Below are 18,585 nucleotides of genomic sequence, written 5' to 3'. Positions count from 1 at the left end.
GACAAGGCGCCACACTGGTCTGCGGAGTGTTCTGAAAACCAAGCCCGGCCCCCGCCTGCGGTGACGCTGCTGCAAGCGACCTGCGATGGGGCCGTTGTTGGTTGGGGCCGCTGGGCTGATGTGGGGGCACGTGGCTGTTGCGGGCCCTGATCCCGGCGGCGGCTTCGGCGCTTTGCGCCTGCCGCCTTGGGGGACTGTGGGGCGCGGCCGGCAGCTGCGGCGCGTTCGCGCCTGCTGCCTAGGGTGACTTTGGGGTCGATTGGGGTTGTCTGCACAATTCGCGGTATTATGTTGCGGAGTTTTGAAAGGAGCCGCTGGTGGTCACGACGACGTTTGCTTCGCCTTTGGGCGAAATCTTGCTTGCCGCTGATGGCCGCGGTCTGACGGGACTTTGGTTTGAGGGGCAGGAGCATTTTGGCTCCACGCTTCTCCGGGAAGACTCCGAACATGTTGAAGGCGCCGATGCGGTTTCTGGTGCTGGCGGCATGTCTTCGGTGAATCCGACAAACGGTGCTGCCTCGTCGGTACTTGAGCGTTCTTGGGCTTGGCTGAATGCTTATTTTGCGGGGCAGGAGCCTCGGTTTACGCCGCCGTTGCATATGATTGGTACGGCGTTTCAGCGCGAGGTTTGGTTTGAGCTGCTTTCTATCCCGCGTGGCGAGGTCGCTACGTATGGTGAGATCGCCCAGCGTGTTGCGGCTCGACATCGTGTACCGGGAAACGAAGCACCCGTTGCGTCTCCCCGTGCCGTGGGGGCCGCGGTCGCGCGTAATCCCATTTCGATTATTGTGCCGTGCCATCGCGTGGTTGCCGCCGATGGTTCGCTCAACGGATATGCCGGCGGCCTCGACCGCAAGGAGCGGCTGCTGCGGCTTGAGGGCGCGTACGAGGAGTAACACTCGAGCGCTTTGCATAGCCAAGATGCCGTGAAAGAACGGGACATGCTTTCCGAATGGAGGCTCAGACGGAAACTACGTCCCGGAATTCCGTTTTAAAGCGGGATGCGCTTTCCGAATGGCGTTCCAAGCGGAAACCGTGTCCCGGAATACAGCCTCAGAGTGGGACGCCGTTTCCGGCTGAGACCACCTGCCTGGACATCGATCTACGCCCGCTCCTGCAGGGCGTAGATGGACTTATCCATGTTGAACAGGTAAGCCACAACGCAGACAATAATGAACATCGGCAAGTTACCAAAGCCGAAGACTTCGCAGCCAATAAGGATGGGTGCGAGCAGCGTATTGGTGGCGCTGCCAAAGACGGCTGCGTAGCCCAGTGAGGCGCAGAGCTCGACGGGCATGCCGAGTTGAGCCTCGTTATGGCGACATCTGGGTAACAGAAAGGCCCGCGTTCCTCAGAGGCAAGATAGGCAATTCTGCTTCTGAGGTAGATCTCAATTCTGCCGACCGCACTGCCGACCGCATCAAACATTAACTGCCGGAGGGCTCGGTCAAATTCATACGTGTAGATGATGGTTTCGAATGTTGTGCCTTCGCGAAAGATGGTAATCCCGGACTTGCATTTGGTTTTGTAGGGAAACCAGTAGGCCGACAGTCTGTAGTGGTTGGCTTCGACCAAAGCTCGCTCGAGTTCGCTTTGATCAGAGCACTTAAGACCCTTGTTTTCTGTCAATAGTGCTATTTGTGCGTTGATGGATATCCGCGACTTCTGGTATTTCATTTAAGCCTCTTGATATAAAAAGAGCTGGAGTTGCGCATCGTTGAGAGGCTTTCCAGCTTTAGCAAAACAAACTTATAAGATGCGACGGGCCGCGTCAAGATAATTACCGGACGGCCTAGGAGGCGGCTGGTTGGCTGGCTTAAAACCCAGCGCGTGAAATGACGCTCCGCGCTATTCAGCGCGCTTGATAGGATGACGAACCACGGTCTTTAGTTTCTCCGGTGCACATTTGCGTGGATCGGAGAGATAGATTTCGTGATGTAAACGGGTGCCTGAGAAGTCGGGGACATAGCCCTGCTCGGTCGTGTATTCATGCATAGCGTTTACGGTCGCCGGTTCGTCGTCATAGGGCCCGGTGTGCATGCATTGAACGCAGAGACCCTCGTCAACTTTAAGCAGCTCGACGGCAGAAAAGTCCAGTTTCTTTTTGGCCGTGGCCTCCGCGACTGCCCAGTCAAAATCATCTCGGCTGACGAAATCGGGCAGGCGGATGCACGAGATAAAGTTGAAATCGTCCTTGCGTACATAATCGATGTCGCCGCTCGGGGAGTCTTGCCACCAGAAACCCTCGAGCGGAGGTACCACAAAGTCGAAATAGCCCTCGATACTCCTTGAGCCTTTCTTCGACATCTTGACGGTATAGGCGATGCCGTAAAGCAGCGGCAGGGCGTTTTGATACTCGCCACCTTCAGTATTTGGGTCGCCCTTTCCGCGAACGGCAACGTAGCTCATAGGCGGGACAGTTATGATACTCGGCTTGCTTGCAGGTCTGTAGAGCTCCTTGCATTCCTTCTTAAAGTCGAACGCCATGTTGGCCGCCTTTCTGCGTATTGGCCTGCTTAGATAGCGGAATCATATCATAGAAACGAACAGCTGTTCGAATGATTTGACTGACAGATTGAGATGCGTGCGTTGTGTTTGGCGGTCGGCCTGACCCCATCGATGATTTCTCTGCCTCCCCGGCGCCTCATCTATAGCTGCCGTTTCCCCATATAGAACCTGCCAAAATAAACCCGTCCCTTTTTAGTCGGTGCGAAATGGGTAATACTAAAGAGTTATCCGACCAGATGGGAACCGATCGATGGCTTATATCGAATTCAAAGACGTCATCAAGGCATACGGCGAGGGCGACGCCCGCATTCACGCACTCGACGGCGCGAGCTTTACGGTCGAGCGCGGCGAGCTCGCCATCATTTTGGGTGCTTCGGGTGCCGGCAAGACCACAGCGCTCAACATTCTGGGCGGCATGGATACGGCGACTTCCGGCACCGTGACGGTGGACGGGCGCGATGTGAGCTCCGCTAACGAGGCGCAGCTCGTGGAATACCGCCGCGCCGACGTCGGCTTTGTCTTCCAGTTCTACAATCTGGTCCCCAACCTGACGGCGCTCGAAAATGTTGAGCTTGCGGCGCAAATCTGCCCTGATTCGCTCGATGCCGAGCAAACGCTTTGCCAGGTTGGCTTGGGTGAGCGCCTCGCCAACTTCCCCGCGCAGCTTTCGGGCGGCGAGCAGCAGCGCGTGTCCATTGCCCGCGCACTGGCAAAGAACCCCAAGCTGCTTTTGTGCGACGAGCCCACGGGCGCACTTGACTATAAAACCGGCAAGCAGATCTTGCAGCTGCTGCAGGACACTTGCCGCAAGCAGGGCATTACGGTCATCATCATCACCCACAACTCCGCGCTGGCGCCCATGGCCGATCGCCTGATCCGCTTTAAGAACGGTCGCGTGGAGAGCGAGACGGTCCAGCAAAATCCCGTGCCTATCGAGACGATCGAGTGGTAGCGCCCATGGACCAAGACCGCCAAAACAGCCTACGCCGCGACGCGCAGAACACGGAGCGCGAGCAGGATTTTACGACCTACCGCACTGCCCAAAGCTCAAACGATATGGTGCCGACGGTTTTTCGCCGTGGCATCTACCGCACGATTCGCGGCAGCCTCAAACGCTTCTTGTCAATCGTGGTCATCACCGCGCTTGGCGTGAGCGTGATGTGCGGCCTTAAGGCGGGTTGCGAGGACCTGTGTGATTCGGTTGATGCCTACTTCGACCAGCAAAATGTCTATGACATTAACGTGCAGTCGACCTATGGCCTGACTGACGATGATCTCGACGCCATACAAGAGGTCGATGGCGTCGAGACGGCCGAGGGCATCTATACCGAGACCGCCTATACCGCCGTGGGTACGACGCGCGAGCGTGTCGTCGTGCAGAGCCTCTCCAAGGAGAACATCGATCAGCCGGTGCTCGTGAACGGCGATTTGCCCGAGAGCGCCGATGAGGTCGCGGTGACTTCGAAGTTTCTGAAGGCTTCGGGCAAGAAAATCGGCGATACGGTGAGCTTTGCCGCCAATGACGCGAGCTCGTCCAATCAAAGCGCCAAGGATCAGTTTGCCGATGGCGATTACACCATCACGGCCGAGGTTCTCGATCCCACTGATGTGAGCTCCGACTCGACAGTCAACGCCTTTCGCGCTGCTTCGGCCGCGGACTACAAGTTCTATGTGAGCGAGGACGCCGCGACATCTTCTTCCTACTCCGCGGTCCACGTGATCGTCGAGGGAGCCAAGGATCTCAACTCCTATTCGGATGCCTACGCGGCAAAGATCAATGAGGTCAAGGGCAATATAGAGAAGATCCGCGAGGAGCGCGAGAAAGCGCGTGCTCAGGAGCTGACGGCCGATACGCCGGCGAACTTGGACGCGGCTGAGCGTCAGGCGAATATGGTCTTTGGGATCGAGCAGGACAACATCAACCGCATGGCCGAGGGCAGCGACGAGCGTGCGCAAGCGCAGGCCGACCTGGATCAGCGCCGTGCCGCCGCCGACCAGCAGTTTGCCGATGCCCGCGCCGAGCTTTCCGATCTGGGAGAATGCACCTGGTACATCCAGGACCGCGGCAATATCGCAAGCTACTCGAGCGTGGAGAGCGATAGCTCGTCAATTGAGGCCATCGCCACGGTGTTCCCGTTCATCTTCTTTATCGTCGCCGTGCTCATCAGCCTCACCACCGCCACCCGCATGGTCGAGGAGGAGCGCACGCTTATTGGCCTTTACAAAGCACTCGGCTATTCGCGCGGACGCATCCTGTCCAAATACGTGGACTACTCGCTGTGGGCGTGCCTGATCGGCGGCGTGCTCGGCAATATCATCGGCTTTGTGGGCCTGCCGCTGTTCTTGTTTACGGTGTTCGACGACATGTACTCGCTGCCCCAGATGTTGCTTTCGTACGACATCGTGTCCTCGATCGTTTCGGTGGCGCTGTTTGCCGTGGGCGTGGTGGGCGCCACGATTATCGCCTGCCGCCACGAGATGGCCGAGACCCCGGCCTCGCTTATGCGTCCCAAGGCCCCGCGCGCCGGCTCGCGCATCTTGCTCGAGCGCATCGGCTTTATCTGGCGCCGCATGGGCTTTTTGAACAAGGTGGCAGCACGTAACCTGTTCCGCTACAAAAAGCGCGCCTTTATGACCATCTTTGGCATCGCGGGCTGTACGGCGCTTGTGATTTGCGGCATGGGCATTCGTGATACGTCGGTCGCGCTTTCGCCCAAGCAGTACGGGCATATCACGCGCTATGACCTGCTGGCGGTTGCCAATCCCGACGATTTTTCGCAGACGTGCGCGGCGCTCGACGAGCGGAGCACAGCCAAGGATTCCGACGTGACCGTGACTTCGACGCTGCCGATTATGACCGACAACGTCACCTTTACATTTGGCGGCAAGAGCGAGACCGTGCAGCTGATCGTGGTGCCCGATGACCGCACGAACGACCTGGACGACTACGTGTGTCTCGAGGATGAGTCCAAAGAGCCTCTATCTTTGCGCGACGGAGATGTGTATCTGAGCAAGAGTTCACAGCTGGTACTGGGGATTCAACCGGGCGATACGGCACACGTCCAGGATTCGTCGCTCAACGTAGCCAAGGTCAAAGTCAGCGACATTTCGCTCAACTATCTGGGCAACACGCTTTACATGACGCAGGGCACCTATGAGCGTACGTTCGGTCGAAGCGCACGCCTTAACGGCGTCTTTGTGCTGCTTAAGGGTTCGTCGGTCGACCAGATTGCATTTAGCAAGAATCTTAAGAGTGACGGTTGGCTCACGATTTCGAGTACGGCCGAGCATTGGGAGAACTATGAAGCGAACTTTACAATTATCAATTCCGTCGTGGTGCTCGTGACCTTTATGGCGGCGTGCCTGTCGTTTGTGGTGGTGTTTACGCTGTCCAACACCAACATTTCGGAGCGCAAGCGCGAACTGGCAACCATCAAGGTGCTGGGCTTCCGCCGCGGCGAGGTGCACCACTACGTCAACAAGGAGACGTTGATCCTCACGGCGATCGGCGCTGCGCTGGGCGTGCCGCTGGGCGGCTTGCTGGCCGAGAGTTTTACGTACATTTTGCAGATGCCGTCGCTGTACTTTGACGTCGAAGTCGAGCCGCTGAGCTACGTGCTTGCCGTGGTGCTTTCCTTTGGCTTTACGTTTATCGTCAACCTCGCTACCAATCGTACCCTCAACAAGATCGACATGGTCGGCGCCCTCAAGAGTGCCGAGTAGCCTGTTCTGGGATTCAAGTTCTAGCGAGCCGTTGACGCGTCCACAACCGCCTTTTTGTATAAACCGCCCCGCCGGATGCATATTTCGGCTGAGTGGTTGCTTTTTGCCCACGGGTACCCCAGGGGGCGGCGTGCAAATTCCGGAGTATTCAGCATCCCGGAGTCCGCGGGCGCGGGGGCGGGAGTGCAAAACTGCGCTGAAAGCTCCGATTCTGAGCCCAAACGTCTCTAGAGCCGCTCGTTTTTTACAGGATGCGGCCCATGGTGCCTGCCTTTCGCCCAAAATCCAGTATGCAGGCACCCTCGGCTGCTGAATACTCCCAAAAATGCACGCCGCATCCTACACCAGGCATCCGCAGCAAGAAGACGAATAGTCTTGGCCCCTCCAGTTACCGCAGGAGGCCCCAGGGCTTACCTCCCAAATCTTTCCGCAGGACGGAAGGACCCCGCCGCGCGAAGCGCGCAGCGGGGTCCTGACATGTCCGAGGACGATTTGGGAGGTAAGCCCTGGGGCCTCCGATGAGAGCAGTTCCGGCCGAGGCTATTCGTCGCCGAAGCTGATGCCCAATGCCTTGGCCTCGCGCACAAGATCGCTCTGGGGGTCGACATACTTGAGCTTGCCGGCGACCTCCTCGAGTGGCATGTGGCACATCTTGCCATCGCACAGGGCGATCATGTAGCCAAACTCGCCGCGCAGGCAGCCAAGCGCGGCCTCGACGCCGCACTGGGTCGCAAAGATGCGGTCCTGAGCGTCGGGCTGGCCGCCGCGCTGCGTGTGACCGGGGATGGCGACGCGGGTCTCGCGACCGGTCTGGGCCTCGATCTCCTTGGCGATGTCGTACACGATTGACGGGCTCGTGCGCTCGGCGAGCTTCTTCTTGTACTCCTTCTTGGACAGCGCCGCATCCTCCTTGGAGATGGCGCCCTCGGCGACGGCCACGATGGTAAAGCGGCTGCCGGTCTCCATGCGATGCTCGATGGTCTTGATGACGTTATCCATGTCGTAGGGGATCTCGGGAATCAGGATGACATCCGCGCCGCCCGCGACGCCGGCGTATAGCGGGATCCAGCCAACCTTGTGGCCCATGATCTCGATAACGAACACGCGGCCGTGGCTCGAAGCGGTGGTGTGAATGTCGTCGATGCACTTGGTGGCGACGTCGATGGCGCTCGTAAAGCCAAACGTCAGCTCGGTGCCCCAGGTGTCGTTATCGATGGTCTTAGGCAGGGCGATAACGTTGAGGCCCTCTTCGCGCAGACGGTTGGCGGTCTTGGTGGAGCCGTTGCCGCCCAGCATAAACAGGCAGTCGAGCTGCAGCTTATGATAGGTGTGGACCATTGCCGGCACCTTCTCGACGCCGTCGGCCTCGGGAATATCCAGGCGCTTGAACGGCGTACGGCTCGTGCCCAGGATGGTGCCGCCACGGGTAAGGATGCCGCTAAAATCGGCGGGCGTCATGACGCGGAACCGGCTGTAGATAAGGCCCTGGTAGCCGTCCTCAAAACCATAGATCTCAATAGGCTCTTCGCTATTGGTCATAAGCGTTTTGACAATGCCGCGCATGGTGGCGTTGAGCGCCTGGCAGTCGCCGCCACTGGTAAGAAGACCGATCCTAAGCATGATGAATCCTTCCGGGCAAGTTATAACATGCGCATAAGTTTACCCCCGCACACTGTTGATACGGGGGTAAAACGTGTTAGCTCAAGCGTATAGAAATGTAAACAACGTCAGGCGAGCGTAAGGTCGACGAGCCTGGGTCCTTACAGTGCGAAGGCGTCGACGTCGCCCCAGTGGCGGCGCAGCGTAATGGCGGCGGCGGGTTCGGTATTGTCAAAGACGACCGACCATTGCGTATTGCTGGTGATGTCTTTCGGATTGGGTTCTTGCGCTGCAGCGCGTAGGGCCTTCCAAGCGACTGCCTCGTCCTGGGCACCGACATGGGCGTCAAGGACATCGGCGATTGCGATGGCGCGCTCTTTACCATGGCCCAGCTCGCCATTCTTTTGGTTGGGCAGCACTTCGTCGCCATAGCAGGCGTAGAAGTTCGTAACCTGGCGTACAGGAGTCGCTTTGAAAGCACGGTCCGGATCGCGCGGATCCCACTCTACTACGCGCGCGTCACCGGCGGCGTCGTTGATAAAGAAGTGGTAATCGCGTCCTGCCATGGCGTGCATGTCGTAGGCGGAAAGCAGGTCGACAGCTTCTTGCGTGGTGGCGGCACGGTCGAGCACCAGGCGGATGGCGAGCGAGGTATTGATGGCGGGGCGTTGCGTGTCCTGGTCACAGGGCTTGGAATCCAGGGTGAGTACGGCAATGGACACGCCGCATTCGTTAACACCGTCGAGCTGGGCAAACGGGCCCATCAACGCCGCGGCGCGTCCGGTGATGGAGTCAAGCGGAGTGTTGGCGCCCAGGTTATTGAGGGCGGCAAACCCGATGGAAGCATAGCCGCCGCGTGGGTGATTGCGCACCAGCAGCGCCGAAGTATCGTCCTTAAAGTCGTAATTGCGACCGGTGCGCACGCGACCTTCGGCATCCACGGCGACAAAGGCGCTGCAGGCAAACTGGGGTGCCTGAACATGCGCCGGCACACCGGGCAGCACCTGTGCCACCACGGCATCGATGTAGGCCTGGTCGTCGCGCACGCCAGCGGCGATGATGCGATCAAGATCGTAGTCGTAGGCGATGTCGATTGCGTACAGGTCATAGCCATCCGCGTAGCTGGTCAAGCGTTTGAGCGACGCGGCGGACTTGATTTGCTTGCGATAAACGATACCGGTGGCAGCGGCAAGGCCGACGGCGACTCCCGCGACACCGCAGGCGATGGCAATGTTACGTGGCTTCATGACGGCTCCTCTCGTCCTGTTAGCGTAATTGTCGCAAAAGGTGCACGGGCATGATGGCTCAACTTGGTGAGCGGTGCGGGATTAAACACGGAATGAAGAGTGCAGCGCTGGCGCGGCGGGGTATGCTGGAAGGGACCATCAACCCAGCGAAAGGGGAGAGCATGACGGATCAGGAAACGCCCGAGCGCGCGCATGTGACGGCCGATGATATCGAGGCCGCCAACGACCTTATCGACTTCATCGAGGCATGCCCCAGCATGTTCCATACGGCGGCGACCATTATGGCCGAGCTCGACGAGGCGGGCTTTACCTACCTGCCCGAGAATGCGGCGTGGGACATCGAGCCGGGCGGGCGTTATTACACGCAGCGCAACACCTCGAGCGTTGTTGCCTTTAAGGTGGGCGAGGACCTGGCCGCGACGTGGGGCGAGGACGGCGTTGCCGGCGACTACCATTTTCAGCTGACGGCGTCGCACAGCGACTCGCCGACGTTTAAGGTTAAGGCCGTGCCCGAGCTCGACGGCGCGGGCGAGACGCTGCGCCTGAACACCGAGGCCTACGGCGGCATGATCGACTACACCTGGTTCGATCGCCCGCTGGCGCTGGCTGGACGCGTGTTGGTACGCGAAGGCGACCGTATTGAGAGCCGCCTGCTTTCCACCGAGCGCGAGGTCGCTATTATCCCGAGCCTTGCCATCCATATGAATCGTGGCGTTAATGAGGGCTTTGCGCCCAACCGCGCCGTCGACCTGTGCCCGCTCATCAGCGCCGGTGACCTTAAGCAGGGCGACTTTGATGCTCTGATCGCCGACGAACTGGACGTTGAGCCCGAGCAAATTTTGGGCCGCGATCTGTTCCTGGTCAATCGTCAGGATGCGCGCATTTGGGGCTGGGCCGATGAGTTTATCTCGACGCCCAAGCTCGACGACCTGGCATGCGCCTACACCTCTCTGCAGGCATTTTTGGGTGCCGAGAACGCGCACGATGTCTCGGTCTTTTGCTGCTTTGATAACGAGGAGGTTGGCTCCGAGACCAAGCAGGGCGCCATGTCGACGTTCTTGGCCGATGCGCTGCGCCGCATTAACGGCTCGCTGGGCTTTGACGACGAGTCGTACCACCGCGCGCTTGCCGCCTCGATGCTCGTGAGCTGCGACAACGCACATGCCGTGCATCCCAACCATGCCGAGAAGTGCGATGCCCGCAACCAGGTGGTGCTTAACGGGGGCATCGTCGTCAAGGAAGCTGCTAACCAGCACTACTGCACCGATGCCTTTAGCCGCGCGGTGTTCCAGGCCATCTGCGATGACGCCGACGTGCCCACGCAGGCCTTCGCCAACAAGAGTGATATGGCCGGCGGCTCCACCCTGGGCAACCTGTCGAACATGCAGGCGAGCATGCACGCCGTAGACGTGGGCCTGCCGCAGCTGGCCATGCACTCGAGCTACGAGACCGGCGGCGTGCGCGACGTTATGTACGCCATCCGCGCCCTCACCGCCTTCTACGAGCGAAACCTAACCATCAACGGCGCCGAAAGCGTGGAGCTCTAAAACCTGCCAAAAAGGGATGTTAATTTCGGCAGGTTTTATCTGGGCGAATGCAAAAGGTGAAACCGAACTGGATTGGTGATGCGTAGCCGCCGAGGTGCAGTGTGCCTCGGCGGCTTTTTGTGTACAGAGTACGGCTGATGCTTGTAAATGCTATACATGCTTTACGTATCTACCATAGAGTTTTATGATAGTTTTGAAGTATTAAGGAGGGGTCATGACCACAACAGCCGCTCAGATCAACGTACGTCTCGATGCCGATCTTAAAAGGAGTGGGGACGCCGCTCTCTCCAAGGCCGGTATGACGCCGAGCCAAGCGGTGCGAGCGCTCTGGCAGCTTGCGGCGTCGCTGGCCGATCGCCCCGGTGCGCTCGAGGATATCCTGCTGCCCAGTCGTGCCCGGGCGGAACAGCGCGAGCACGAAAAGGCCGCCAAACGTAAGCTCGAGCTTATGGATCAGGGGTCGAAGCTGTTCGCTGCCGCTTGCCGTGATTCGGGAATCGATATGGTCAAGGCTCAGCCATCGGACGACGAAGAGCTCAAACGGAATGCCTATGCGGAGCGCTATGGCGAAGAGATGAGCTGGCTCTATGAGTGAGGCCCCAAAGCGCATCTTGGTTGACACCAACGTGTGGCTCGATTACTTCATTCCCTCACGACGTGGTCGTTCGGTGACGATTGAGTTTTTACGCGATGCATGCACGGCGCAGGTGGATTTGCTGTATGCGGCGACATCGTCCAAAGACCTGTTTTATTTGATTTCAAGCGAACATAAGGCATGGTATCGGCGCGAGCATGGCTCGCTGTCCCAAGATGCCGCCGTGGCGTCGACATCACTTGCATGGGATTGCCTCGACGTGTTGTCGCAACTTGCCACGCCGGTACCCTGCGACCTGAGTGACATATGGATGGCGAGCAGGCAGCGTGAGCTCCATAGCGATTACGAAGACGATTTAATCATTGCGGCAGCGATACGTGCTCAAGCGGATCTCCTGGTCACCAACGATATCAAGCTCTGTTCGCATGCGCCCATCGCAGCAATGAGTGTAGAAGACGCAAAAAATTACTTAGCAACGCTCTAGCGATTTGAAGATCCCGCAGGTCGAATAAAAGTCAGCGAGAGCCCATAGGCAGAGCCAACATCAGGCAGATCCCACAGGCTGAGCACGCGCCAGCCAGACCCCGCAGGTAGAACAAAAGTCAGCGAGAGCCCGTCTGGGCGAGCAAGGTGCCTTGAAACAAGGCGGCATTGACTTTCTGGTCATGCCGCCGAAGTTGAAAGGCAGATTGCCGTCCAGACGGGCTCGCAGCGTCGAGCAGTTCCGGCGTTTGGTAAAACGCCGGAACAAATCAGTGCTCGATCCAACAACGTAAAGTTTCGCCGGCCTGTAGGTGACGCAGGTTCTCCGCAGCGATGTCGACGACGTTATTGAGCGTGGCGGCCAAGTGGAACCAGCCCGAGACGTGCGGCGTGATGAGCATGTTGGGCGCATCCCACAGCGGGCTTGTCGCAGGCAGCGGCTCGGGGTCGGTGACGTCGACCGCGGCGCCGGCGAGATGTCCCGACTCCAGAGCGGCAACCAAGTCATCGGTGACCACAAGATCGCCGCGGCCGCCGTTGGCAAAGAAGGCGCCCGGCTTCATCGCGGCGAAGAACTCGGCGTTCGCCAGGCCGCGGGTCTCGGGTGTGCTGGGCATAAAGGATGCGACGACGTCGGCCTCGGCCAGGCGCTCGGGCAGGGCGTCCATGCCGTCCATGTCCTCAAACACGATGGGGTAGACGAGCGGATGGCGCTTGATGCCGCGGACGTGTGCACCCATGCTGCGGCAGAGCGTGGCGAAGTGGCCGCCGATATCGCCCGCGCCCAGCACCAGCACATTGGCGTTTTTGAGCGAGGTGACCGGCCCCAAATCCTCCCAGCGATGCTCGCGCTGCAAGTCGTGATAGCCGGGCAGGCGCTTCATCATGGAAAGGACCATGGCAAACATGTGCTCGCTCACGGCCTGGCCGTAGGCGCCCACCGAGCAGGAAAGTTTAGCGTCGGCTGGCACGGTGCCGGCGGCCAAGTAATCGTCATAGCCCGCGGTCTGCAGTTGCAACAGCTGGAGGTGCTCGCACGCGGTAAGCAGGGCAGGGTCTATGTTGCCCAAGATTACGTCGGCATCGGCGACCTGTTCACGCGTGATGGCGTCGGAGCTCGTGTAGATAAAATCTTCGCCCGGAGCGCTCGACTCAAGAATTGCGCGATGGCGGTCGTTGACGGGCAGCAAAACCAGGATGTTCACAAGCAGTCCTTTCCGCTCGACCTGCCAAAAGGGGGCAGGTTAATTTTGGCGGGTTTTATCAGGCAAAATGTTCAAATAAAACGCCGGATGCAAGACGAGCGTGCCCGTCAGCATCCGGCGTATCTACAGCTACCAGCTGAGCAGTTCGTAGCCGTCCTCGGTCACCACGAGCTGCACCTCGCACTGGGCCGAATCGCTGCCGTCCTTGGTGCACACGCACCAGCCGTCGCCCTTGCTAATCTTGATATCGGGCGCTCCGGCATTGACCATGGGCTCGATGGTAAAGACCATGCCCGGAGCCATGATGGTGTCTACATCGGGCGCCTCGGTGGTAAAGCCCACAAACGGGTCCTCGTGGAACTCCTTACCGATGCCGTGTCCGCCGTACTCGCGCACCACGCTAAAACCGGCGTCCTCGACCGTCTTTTGCACGGCCTCGGCCATCACGGACAGTGGCAGCCATGGCTTGACGGCTGCCAGACCCGCCTCCACGCTGGCGCGGGTGACGTCGACCAGGCGCTGGCGTTCGGCCGAGACCTCGCCGATGCAGAACATGCGGCTCGAATCACTAAAGTAACCATCCAAGATCGTGGAGCAGTCTACGTTGATGATGTCGCCCTCGTGCAGCACATCCGCATCGCAGGGGATACCGTGACAGACCACATCGTTGATCGAGGTGCACACGCTCTTGGGATAGCCCTCGTAGTTAAGGTCGGCCGGCGTGCCACCGTGCTCGACGGTGTAGTCGTAGATCATCTGGTCGATCTGGTTGGTGGTCATGCCTGCGGCGATGTGCTCGCCTACGTAGTCGAGCACGCCCACGTTGATGGCGGCGGAGCGCTTGATGCCCTCGATGTCGGCGGGCGTCTTGTAGAGCGTACGGGGCAGAACCTCCCAGCCCTCCTCCCACAGGCGCTCGAGGCGCTCGTCGAAGGCGCTATGGCATTTCTTATATTTCTTGCCGCTGCCGCACCAGCAAGCGTCGTTGCGGCCGGGCACGGGTCCTTTGTCATACATGGCTAACTTCCTTTCATTCGCAGCTAGTATAGCCCACCCACGCGTCCATAAAAGTTGCGGTGATATAGTTCCGATTTAAGCGGTTTAACAGCACAAACAGGAACTATATCACCGCAACTGATGGAGCGGGATGGCGGGCACTGGCTGCTGCGTGGTTTTGCTAGTAGCTCACCTGGCAGGGAATGCCGAGGGCTTGGACGCGTGCGGCGATCGTGTCGAGCACCTCGGGCGCTGCTTTGGCAAGGCCGGCGATCGGTGTCTCGCGCGCCACCGTGTAAATGGTCGCTTCTTGTGGGCGAATGCGCTCAAGCGCCGCGAGCCAGGGGGCAACGTACTCCTCGCCGGTGTTGTCGATGAGCTTGCCCTGATACTCGCCGGTCAAAAAGATCGTCTGGATAATAACGTGACCGTCAAAGCTTGCGAACGTCTCGATCTGGTGCTCGATGTTGTAGGGGCCAACAGGCTGGTCGAGCAGCTGGATAAACGCCGGGTCGACGGTATCGAGCTTAAGAATGTTGTCGTCGACCATCATGAGCGCGTCGTGCACCTCGGGGCGGTCGGCGCGTGTGCCGTTGGAGAGCACGGCGATCTTGGAGCTTGGGGCAAGCTCGTCGCGCAGCGCGACGGTGCCGGCGATGGCCTGTGGAAACTCCGGTGCGGCGGTGGGCTCGCCGTTGCCTGCGAAGGTGATTACATCGGGGAGCTCGCCCTCGGCTGCCATCTCGCGCAGCTTTGCCTCGAGCGCGTCGAGTACCACGGCAGCTGTGTTGTACGGCTCATGGCAGGGGCGCTCGGCGTTGAGGCCGTTCTCGCAGTAGATGCAGTCGAACGTGCAGATTTTGCCGCTGGTCGGCATCATGTTGACGCCGAGCGAGAGACCAAGGCGACGGCTGCGAACGGGCCCAAAGATGGGGCTGGCATTCAAAAACGTAGACATAGGCATATGCTCCTCAAGACAATTGTGCCTAAGCATAGCATCGGCTCCAAAGCAAGGTGCGGGCTCTTGCTTTACAAGTTTCGTTTTTTCACGTCGCTCATGATGCCGTGCCATGAAAAGCCTCGGGTCGGGTAAAGTTAATCTGTTAACAAGGTGTAAAGCAATGCGGGTCCATCCAACCGTGCTGACGTGCAACTGGATGAGCATTGATGATGGGGGCACAACATGGATTTTACGGTCGAGAATGCGGGCACCACGATCGCCTGTCGCGAATATGCCGGCCCGGATGTGTCGTCTGATGCTCCTGCCTTGGTGTGCGTGCACGGCGCCTGCGTCGACGGCGTCTTTTTTGACGCCATCGCCCGCGAGCTCGCCTGTGACTACCGCGTCATTGCCTACGACCGCCGCGGTTGCGGCGAGAGCGGCGACGCTGCAGACGGACGCTACGACCTCGCCGTCCAGGCCGCCGACCTACAGGCCGTTATCGAGCATATTGGCGCTCCGGCAAACGTGCTCGCGCACAGTGCCGGTACGCTGGTGACGCTGGAGCTTCTCCGTGCAAACCCCGCCATAATCCCGCGTGCGATTCTGCATGAACCCGCCGTGACGGATGAGGGTGCCGGCCTGGGCGCAGCTCCGGTTTTGCTCGATATGATTGCGGCTGGGAAGGTTTCAAGGGCGCTCCGGCTTTTCTTGGGAGCCCTCGGCGACTTGGACCCCGAGGCTCCTGGAACGACCGAGGCAGAAGCCAAGCATGCCCTGCGCAACGGCCGCAGTTTCATGGCAAACGAATACGGGATTACTATGACTTGCGTTCCCGATTGGGATAGCGTTCGCGCGTCAAAAACGGTGGCCGCCGTGCTCCTGGGCGAGCTCTCGATTGGCACGCCCCGCGAGGCTGGCACGCGAGCGGCTGCCAAATATCTCGATTGCCCCCTCGTAACGATTCCCGGGGCGCACAACGGCCTGCGCGATCGTCCGGCAGCGGCTGCCCAGACTGTCCGTGGCATCCTGGGGTTCTAGCACCCGCAATAGCCAAAGCAGGCTCCATCCGCAAACGTTTCGGCCGTGTTAACAAATGTGCTCAAAACCTCACGTCTGCGACTTCAATCGCGCCGCCTGCCAACTCATAAAACTGTAACAGCATTCACGTACTTACCTGCATCGACAAGGTGTTACCCTTGTAGCATTTGGAACCCACCGCTACCATGCGAAACTATCGAAAGGGCCCCATATGCTCAATAATCACGAGGTCAATCTAACCGACGAGGAGGCTGCCGCCGAGGTCGCCCGCGTCGCGAAGACCTACCCCGTGGTGCGTTTGCTGTCGGCCGATCAGATTAAGAGTGAGCCTAACTGCCTGCTCGCCGGCGATCGCTGCCCTTGTCTGCGTCAGTCGAGTCTTGAGGCCTTGGCAGATTCGGGTGAGGTGTCGGAGCAGCTACTCAATGATGGTATTGAGTACCGCGCCCGTCTGCGCCCTCTGAAGGTCGAGGGCGAGCCTCACGTCTTGCTGATGGTGCGTCCGATCGATGAGCAAGAGGCCGCAGAAGAGGACCTTGTCTACACCGACGTGCTGACGAGTGTGCGCAATCGCCGATATTACGAGGAAAAGCTCCGAAGCGCCCGCATGAATGCCGGCGTTGCGATGATCGACCTTGATGATTTTAGGGTCTTCAACGATACATGTGGCCGTCATGCCGGCGACCTTGCGCTCGGTGCTGTGGCGACAGCCATACGCAGCGGAATTCGTTCGACTGACGAGCTTGTGCGCTATGGCTGCGACAAGTTTGTGGTTGTCATGCCCAATATTCCCTCCGATGACTTCACCCGTCGCCTGCATCAGGTGTCCGATGCCGTTCGTTCCACGATTATTCCGGGCCATGAGTACGTGAGCTTGACGGCATGTGTTGGTGGCGTTCGCATTCATGGCGAGACGGTCGATGAGGGCGTTGGCCGCGCTGCCCAGTTATTGAGCCGCGCTAAGGCAAAAGCCGGTACGGTCGTGACCGATGCCGATTCCATCGAGGCCTTCCAAAGCGAAAAGCCCTTGGTGCTTATTATCGATGACTCCGAGATGAACCGAGCCATTCTCAGCGAGATGCTCAAGGACGAGTATTGCATCCTCGAGGCCGATAACGGTCGTATAGCGCTCGACATGGTCGACCGCTATGGCGATGAGTTGTCGCTCGTGATGCTGGACATTGTCATGCCGGGCATAAGCGGCTTTGAGGTGCTGGCCGATCTGTCGCGCCGAACGGGTATCGACAATCTGCCTGTCATCATGATTTCGAGCGAAGATTCCGATGATATGGTTCTGCGCGCGTACGAGCTGGGCGCCTCGGACTATATCAACCGCCCGTTTGACTCCCGTATCGTGCGCCGCCGCGTAAGCAACACCATCCGCCTGTACGCCAAACAGCGCCGCCTGACGAGCCTGCTGTCCCAGCAGTACAACGAGCGCGTCAAGAACAGTCGCATGCTCATCGACATCATGGCCGGCATCATGGAGCTTCGCAACGGCGAGAGCGGCAGGCACGTTACGAACATCGAGAAGCTGACCGAGCTGCTGCTTGGCTGTCTGGTCCAGCGTAGCGGCACGGTCTCCCTCGACAATGAGGAACGCTCTACGATCGCCCTGGCTTCGGCGCTGCACGATATCGGCAAGATGTCGATTGACGATGCGATTCTCAACAAGCCCGGACGCCTTACGCCCGATGAGTTCGAGATTATGAAGACGCATACCACGATCGGCGCCGACATGCTGCTTGAGCTGGGTAGCCATCACGCCGGTAATGCGCTTATGGAATATGCGTACCAGATTGCGCGTTGGCACCACGAGCGCTGGGACGGCAAGGGTTATCCCGATGGCCTTAAGGGCGACGATATCCCCATCGCCGCGCAGGTGGTTTCGGTGGCTGACGTGTACGATGCGCTGACGAGCGTGCGCGTATACAAAGACGCTATCCCGCACAAGGAGGCAATCCAGATGATCCTGGACGGTAAGTGCGGCACCTTTAACCCGCTGTTGCTCGACTGCCTGCTCGAGGTGCAAGACCGTATTGCCGAGACGTTGGCACGCCCCGCCGACGTTGTCGCGTTTCCCACGATTTAGTTTGACCAAAGGAGTTTTAATCCATGATTTCCATGCGTGAGGCGTATGAGAAGATCGGCGCTAATTATGATGACGCGTGCGCTCGGCTGATGGGCGGGGAAATGCTTGCCCGCTTTGCCCTCAAGTTTTTGGATGACGAGAGCATGGATAAGCTGGAGGCTGCCATGGCGGCAGGAGACGCCGAGAGTGCGTTTATGGCAGCGCATACGCTCAAGGGCGTGAGCCAGAACCTGGGATTCGATAATCTGTACGAGCCGGCGGTCGTGGTGACCGAGGCGCTGCGCGGTGCCGATGCCGTTGACGGCGCTCGCGAGGGAATGCATGCGCTGCAACAGCAATATGCGGCAACGATGTCGGCCTTGCGCGAGGCGGCCGAGTAAGAGCTCGCGAGCTTTGATGACTATGAGAGTGGATAATCTCCCGTTTTAGGCCCGGTGACGGCCTCAAAGTGGGAGATTATCCACGCTCGTTCGATACGTGTCCAAAAATCCACTCTCACCCCTTCTGATTAGTGAATGGCCTATGCGCACTGTCGGGACTTTCCGCATGCAATCCATATCGTTGTTCGATAAACTGTTCGAATAACGATAGAGTCGATGAGGGTGAGTG

Annotated in this window: 16 protein-coding genes and 1 pseudogene; 9 read left to right on the top strand and 8 right to left on the bottom strand. The window is 59.1% G+C overall.

All coding sequences use genetic code 11. The features are described 5' to 3' along the window. Window positions 1–317 precede the first annotated feature (317 nt). Window positions 318–896 carry a methylated-DNA--[protein]-cysteine S-methyltransferase gene (locus I2H81_RS01450; protein WP_271817471.1) on the top strand — a complete coding sequence of 193 codons (579 nt, stop codon included), beginning with the start codon at window positions 318–320 and terminating at the stop codon, window positions 894–896. Window positions 897–1,102: 206 nt separating this feature from the next. On the opposite strand, the gene I2H81_RS01445 is transcribed toward I2H81_RS01450, so the two are convergent. The 3 genes and pseudogenes from I2H81_RS01445 to I2H81_RS01435 form a co-directional block, all read right to left on the bottom strand. Then, complete coding sequence (locus I2H81_RS01445) at window positions 1,103–1,297, bottom strand: chloride channel protein (protein WP_195644259.1); 195 nt, start codon at window positions 1,295–1,297, stop codon at window positions 1,103–1,105. Window positions 1,298–1,329: 32 nt separating this feature from the next. Further along, window positions 1,330–1,677 (bottom strand): annotated as a pseudogene (locus I2H81_RS10585) (Abi family protein); the annotation flags it as partial. Between the two features lie 171 nt (window positions 1,678–1,848). Beyond that, on the bottom strand, window positions 1,849–2,487 hold the full coding sequence (locus I2H81_RS01435; protein WP_195644258.1) for a GyrI-like domain-containing protein: 639 nt from the start codon (window positions 2,485–2,487) through the stop codon (window positions 1,849–1,851). A 271-nt stretch (window positions 2,488–2,758) separates the two neighbouring features. Between I2H81_RS01435 and I2H81_RS01430 the strand changes: the two genes are divergently transcribed. Next, a complete protein-coding gene (locus I2H81_RS01430; protein WP_138339534.1) occupies window positions 2,759–3,460 on the top strand; it encodes an ABC transporter ATP-binding protein in 702 nt (233 codons plus the stop codon). Window positions 3,461–3,465: 5 nt separating this feature from the next. Then, a complete protein-coding gene (locus I2H81_RS01425; protein WP_229107988.1) occupies window positions 3,466–6,231 on the top strand; it encodes an FtsX-like permease family protein in 2,766 nt (921 codons plus the stop codon). A gap of 540 nt (window positions 6,232–6,771) precedes the next feature. On the opposite strand, the gene I2H81_RS01420 is transcribed toward I2H81_RS01425, so the two are convergent. Together I2H81_RS01420 and I2H81_RS01415 are read right to left on the bottom strand one after the other, a co-directional pair. After that, complete coding sequence (locus I2H81_RS01420) at window positions 6,772–7,851, bottom strand: 6-phosphofructokinase (RefSeq protein ID WP_195644257.1); 1,080 nt, start codon at window positions 7,849–7,851, stop codon at window positions 6,772–6,774. A gap of 140 nt (window positions 7,852–7,991) precedes the next feature. Then, window positions 7,992–9,077, bottom strand: a complete 1,086-nt coding sequence (locus I2H81_RS01415) for a carcinine hydrolase/isopenicillin-N N-acyltransferase family protein (protein WP_195644256.1) — start codon at window positions 9,075–9,077, stop codon at window positions 7,992–7,994. Between the two features lie 161 nt (window positions 9,078–9,238). Between I2H81_RS01415 and I2H81_RS01410 the strand changes: the two genes are divergently transcribed. From I2H81_RS01410 to I2H81_RS01400, 3 genes are all read left to right on the top strand, one after another. Beyond that, complete coding sequence (locus I2H81_RS01410) at window positions 9,239–10,624, top strand: M18 family aminopeptidase (protein WP_195644255.1); 1,386 nt, start codon at window positions 9,239–9,241, stop codon at window positions 10,622–10,624. A gap of 214 nt (window positions 10,625–10,838) precedes the next feature. After that, window positions 10,839–11,219 (top strand): translation repressor RelB, encoded by a 381-nt coding sequence (locus I2H81_RS01405; RefSeq protein ID WP_195644254.1) that lies wholly within the window; start codon window positions 10,839–10,841, stop codon window positions 11,217–11,219. Between the two features lie 16 nt (window positions 11,220–11,235). Continuing rightward, on the top strand, window positions 11,236–11,703 hold the full coding sequence (locus I2H81_RS01400; RefSeq protein WP_195644253.1) for a PIN domain-containing protein: 468 nt from the start codon (window positions 11,236–11,238) through the stop codon (window positions 11,701–11,703). Between the two features lie 268 nt (window positions 11,704–11,971). On the opposite strand, the gene I2H81_RS01395 is transcribed toward I2H81_RS01400, so the two are convergent. The 3 genes from I2H81_RS01395 to I2H81_RS01385 form a co-directional block, all read right to left on the bottom strand. Next, window positions 11,972–12,907 (bottom strand): D-2-hydroxyacid dehydrogenase, encoded by a 936-nt coding sequence (locus tag I2H81_RS01395; protein ID WP_195644252.1) that lies wholly within the window; start codon window positions 12,905–12,907, stop codon window positions 11,972–11,974. Between the two features lie 129 nt (window positions 12,908–13,036). Next, the gene (gene map / locus I2H81_RS01390) at window positions 13,037–13,924 is read right to left on the bottom strand and encodes a type I methionyl aminopeptidase (protein ID WP_195644251.1); all 888 of its coding nucleotides are present in this window, start codon (window positions 13,922–13,924) and stop codon (window positions 13,037–13,039) included. Between the two features lie 160 nt (window positions 13,925–14,084). Continuing rightward, window positions 14,085–14,861, bottom strand: a complete 777-nt coding sequence (locus I2H81_RS01385) for a radical SAM protein (RefSeq protein ID WP_195644250.1) — start codon at window positions 14,859–14,861, stop codon at window positions 14,085–14,087. Between the two features lie 225 nt (window positions 14,862–15,086). Between I2H81_RS01385 and I2H81_RS01380 the strand changes: the two genes are divergently transcribed. The 3 genes from I2H81_RS01380 to I2H81_RS01370 all read left to right on the top strand — a co-directional run bounded on the left by I2H81_RS01380 (window position 15,087) and on the right by I2H81_RS01370 (window position 18,356). Further along, complete coding sequence (locus tag I2H81_RS01380) at window positions 15,087–15,884, top strand: alpha/beta fold hydrolase (protein ID WP_195644249.1); 798 nt, start codon at window positions 15,087–15,089, stop codon at window positions 15,882–15,884. A gap of 211 nt (window positions 15,885–16,095) precedes the next feature. Beyond that, window positions 16,096–17,976 (top strand): diguanylate cyclase, encoded by a 1,881-nt coding sequence (locus I2H81_RS01375; RefSeq protein WP_195644248.1) that lies wholly within the window; start codon window positions 16,096–16,098, stop codon window positions 17,974–17,976. 23 nt (window positions 17,977–17,999) lie between these two features. Then, complete coding sequence (locus I2H81_RS01370) at window positions 18,000–18,356, top strand: Hpt domain-containing protein (protein ID WP_117584145.1); 357 nt, start codon at window positions 18,000–18,002, stop codon at window positions 18,354–18,356. Window positions 18,357–18,585 lie beyond the last annotated feature (229 nt).

Origin of the sequence: Collinsella aerofaciens, from assembly GCF_015561195.1 — a bacterium.
Classification (GTDB): Bacteria; Actinomycetota; Coriobacteriia; order Coriobacteriales; family Coriobacteriaceae; genus Collinsella; species Collinsella aerofaciens_AC.
This window is presented reverse-complemented; position numbering and strand designations above follow the sequence as displayed.

Coding starts and splice junctions, on each gene's coding strand:
- I2H81_RS01410 (WP_195644255.1), top strand. CDS start 9,239: ATGACGGATCAGGAAACGCCCGAGCGCGCGCATGTGACGGCCGATGAT.
- I2H81_RS01430 (WP_138339534.1), top strand. CDS start 2,759: ATGGCTTATATCGAATTCAAAGACGTCATCAAGGCATACGGCGAGGGC.
- I2H81_RS01425 (WP_229107988.1), top strand. CDS start 3,466: ATGGACCAAGACCGCCAAAACAGCCTACGCCGCGACGCGCAGAACACG.
- I2H81_RS01415 (WP_195644256.1), bottom strand. CDS start 9,077: ATGAAGCCACGTAACATTGCCATCGCCTGCGGTGTCGCGGGAGTCGCC.
- I2H81_RS01380 (WP_195644249.1), top strand. CDS start 15,087: ATGGATTTTACGGTCGAGAATGCGGGCACCACGATCGCCTGTCGCGAA.
- I2H81_RS01385 (WP_195644250.1), bottom strand. CDS start 14,861: ATGTCTACGTTTTTGAATGCCAGCCCCATCTTTGGGCCCGTTCGCAGC.
- I2H81_RS01435 (WP_195644258.1), bottom strand. CDS start 2,487: ATGGCGTTCGACTTTAAGAAGGAATGCAAGGAGCTCTACAGACCTGCA.
- I2H81_RS01445 (WP_195644259.1), bottom strand. CDS start 1,297: ATGCCCGTCGAGCTCTGCGCCTCACTGGGCTACGCAGCCGTCTTTGGC.
- I2H81_RS01375 (WP_195644248.1), top strand. CDS start 16,096: ATGCTCAATAATCACGAGGTCAATCTAACCGACGAGGAGGCTGCCGCC.
- map (WP_195644251.1), bottom strand. CDS start 13,924: ATGTATGACAAAGGACCCGTGCCCGGCCGCAACGACGCTTGCTGGTGC.
- I2H81_RS01420 (WP_195644257.1), bottom strand. CDS start 7,851: ATGCTTAGGATCGGTCTTCTTACCAGTGGCGGCGACTGCCAGGCGCTC.
- I2H81_RS01370 (WP_117584145.1), top strand. CDS start 18,000: ATGATTTCCATGCGTGAGGCGTATGAGAAGATCGGCGCTAATTATGAT.
- I2H81_RS01405 (WP_195644254.1), top strand. CDS start 10,839: ATGACCACAACAGCCGCTCAGATCAACGTACGTCTCGATGCCGATCTT.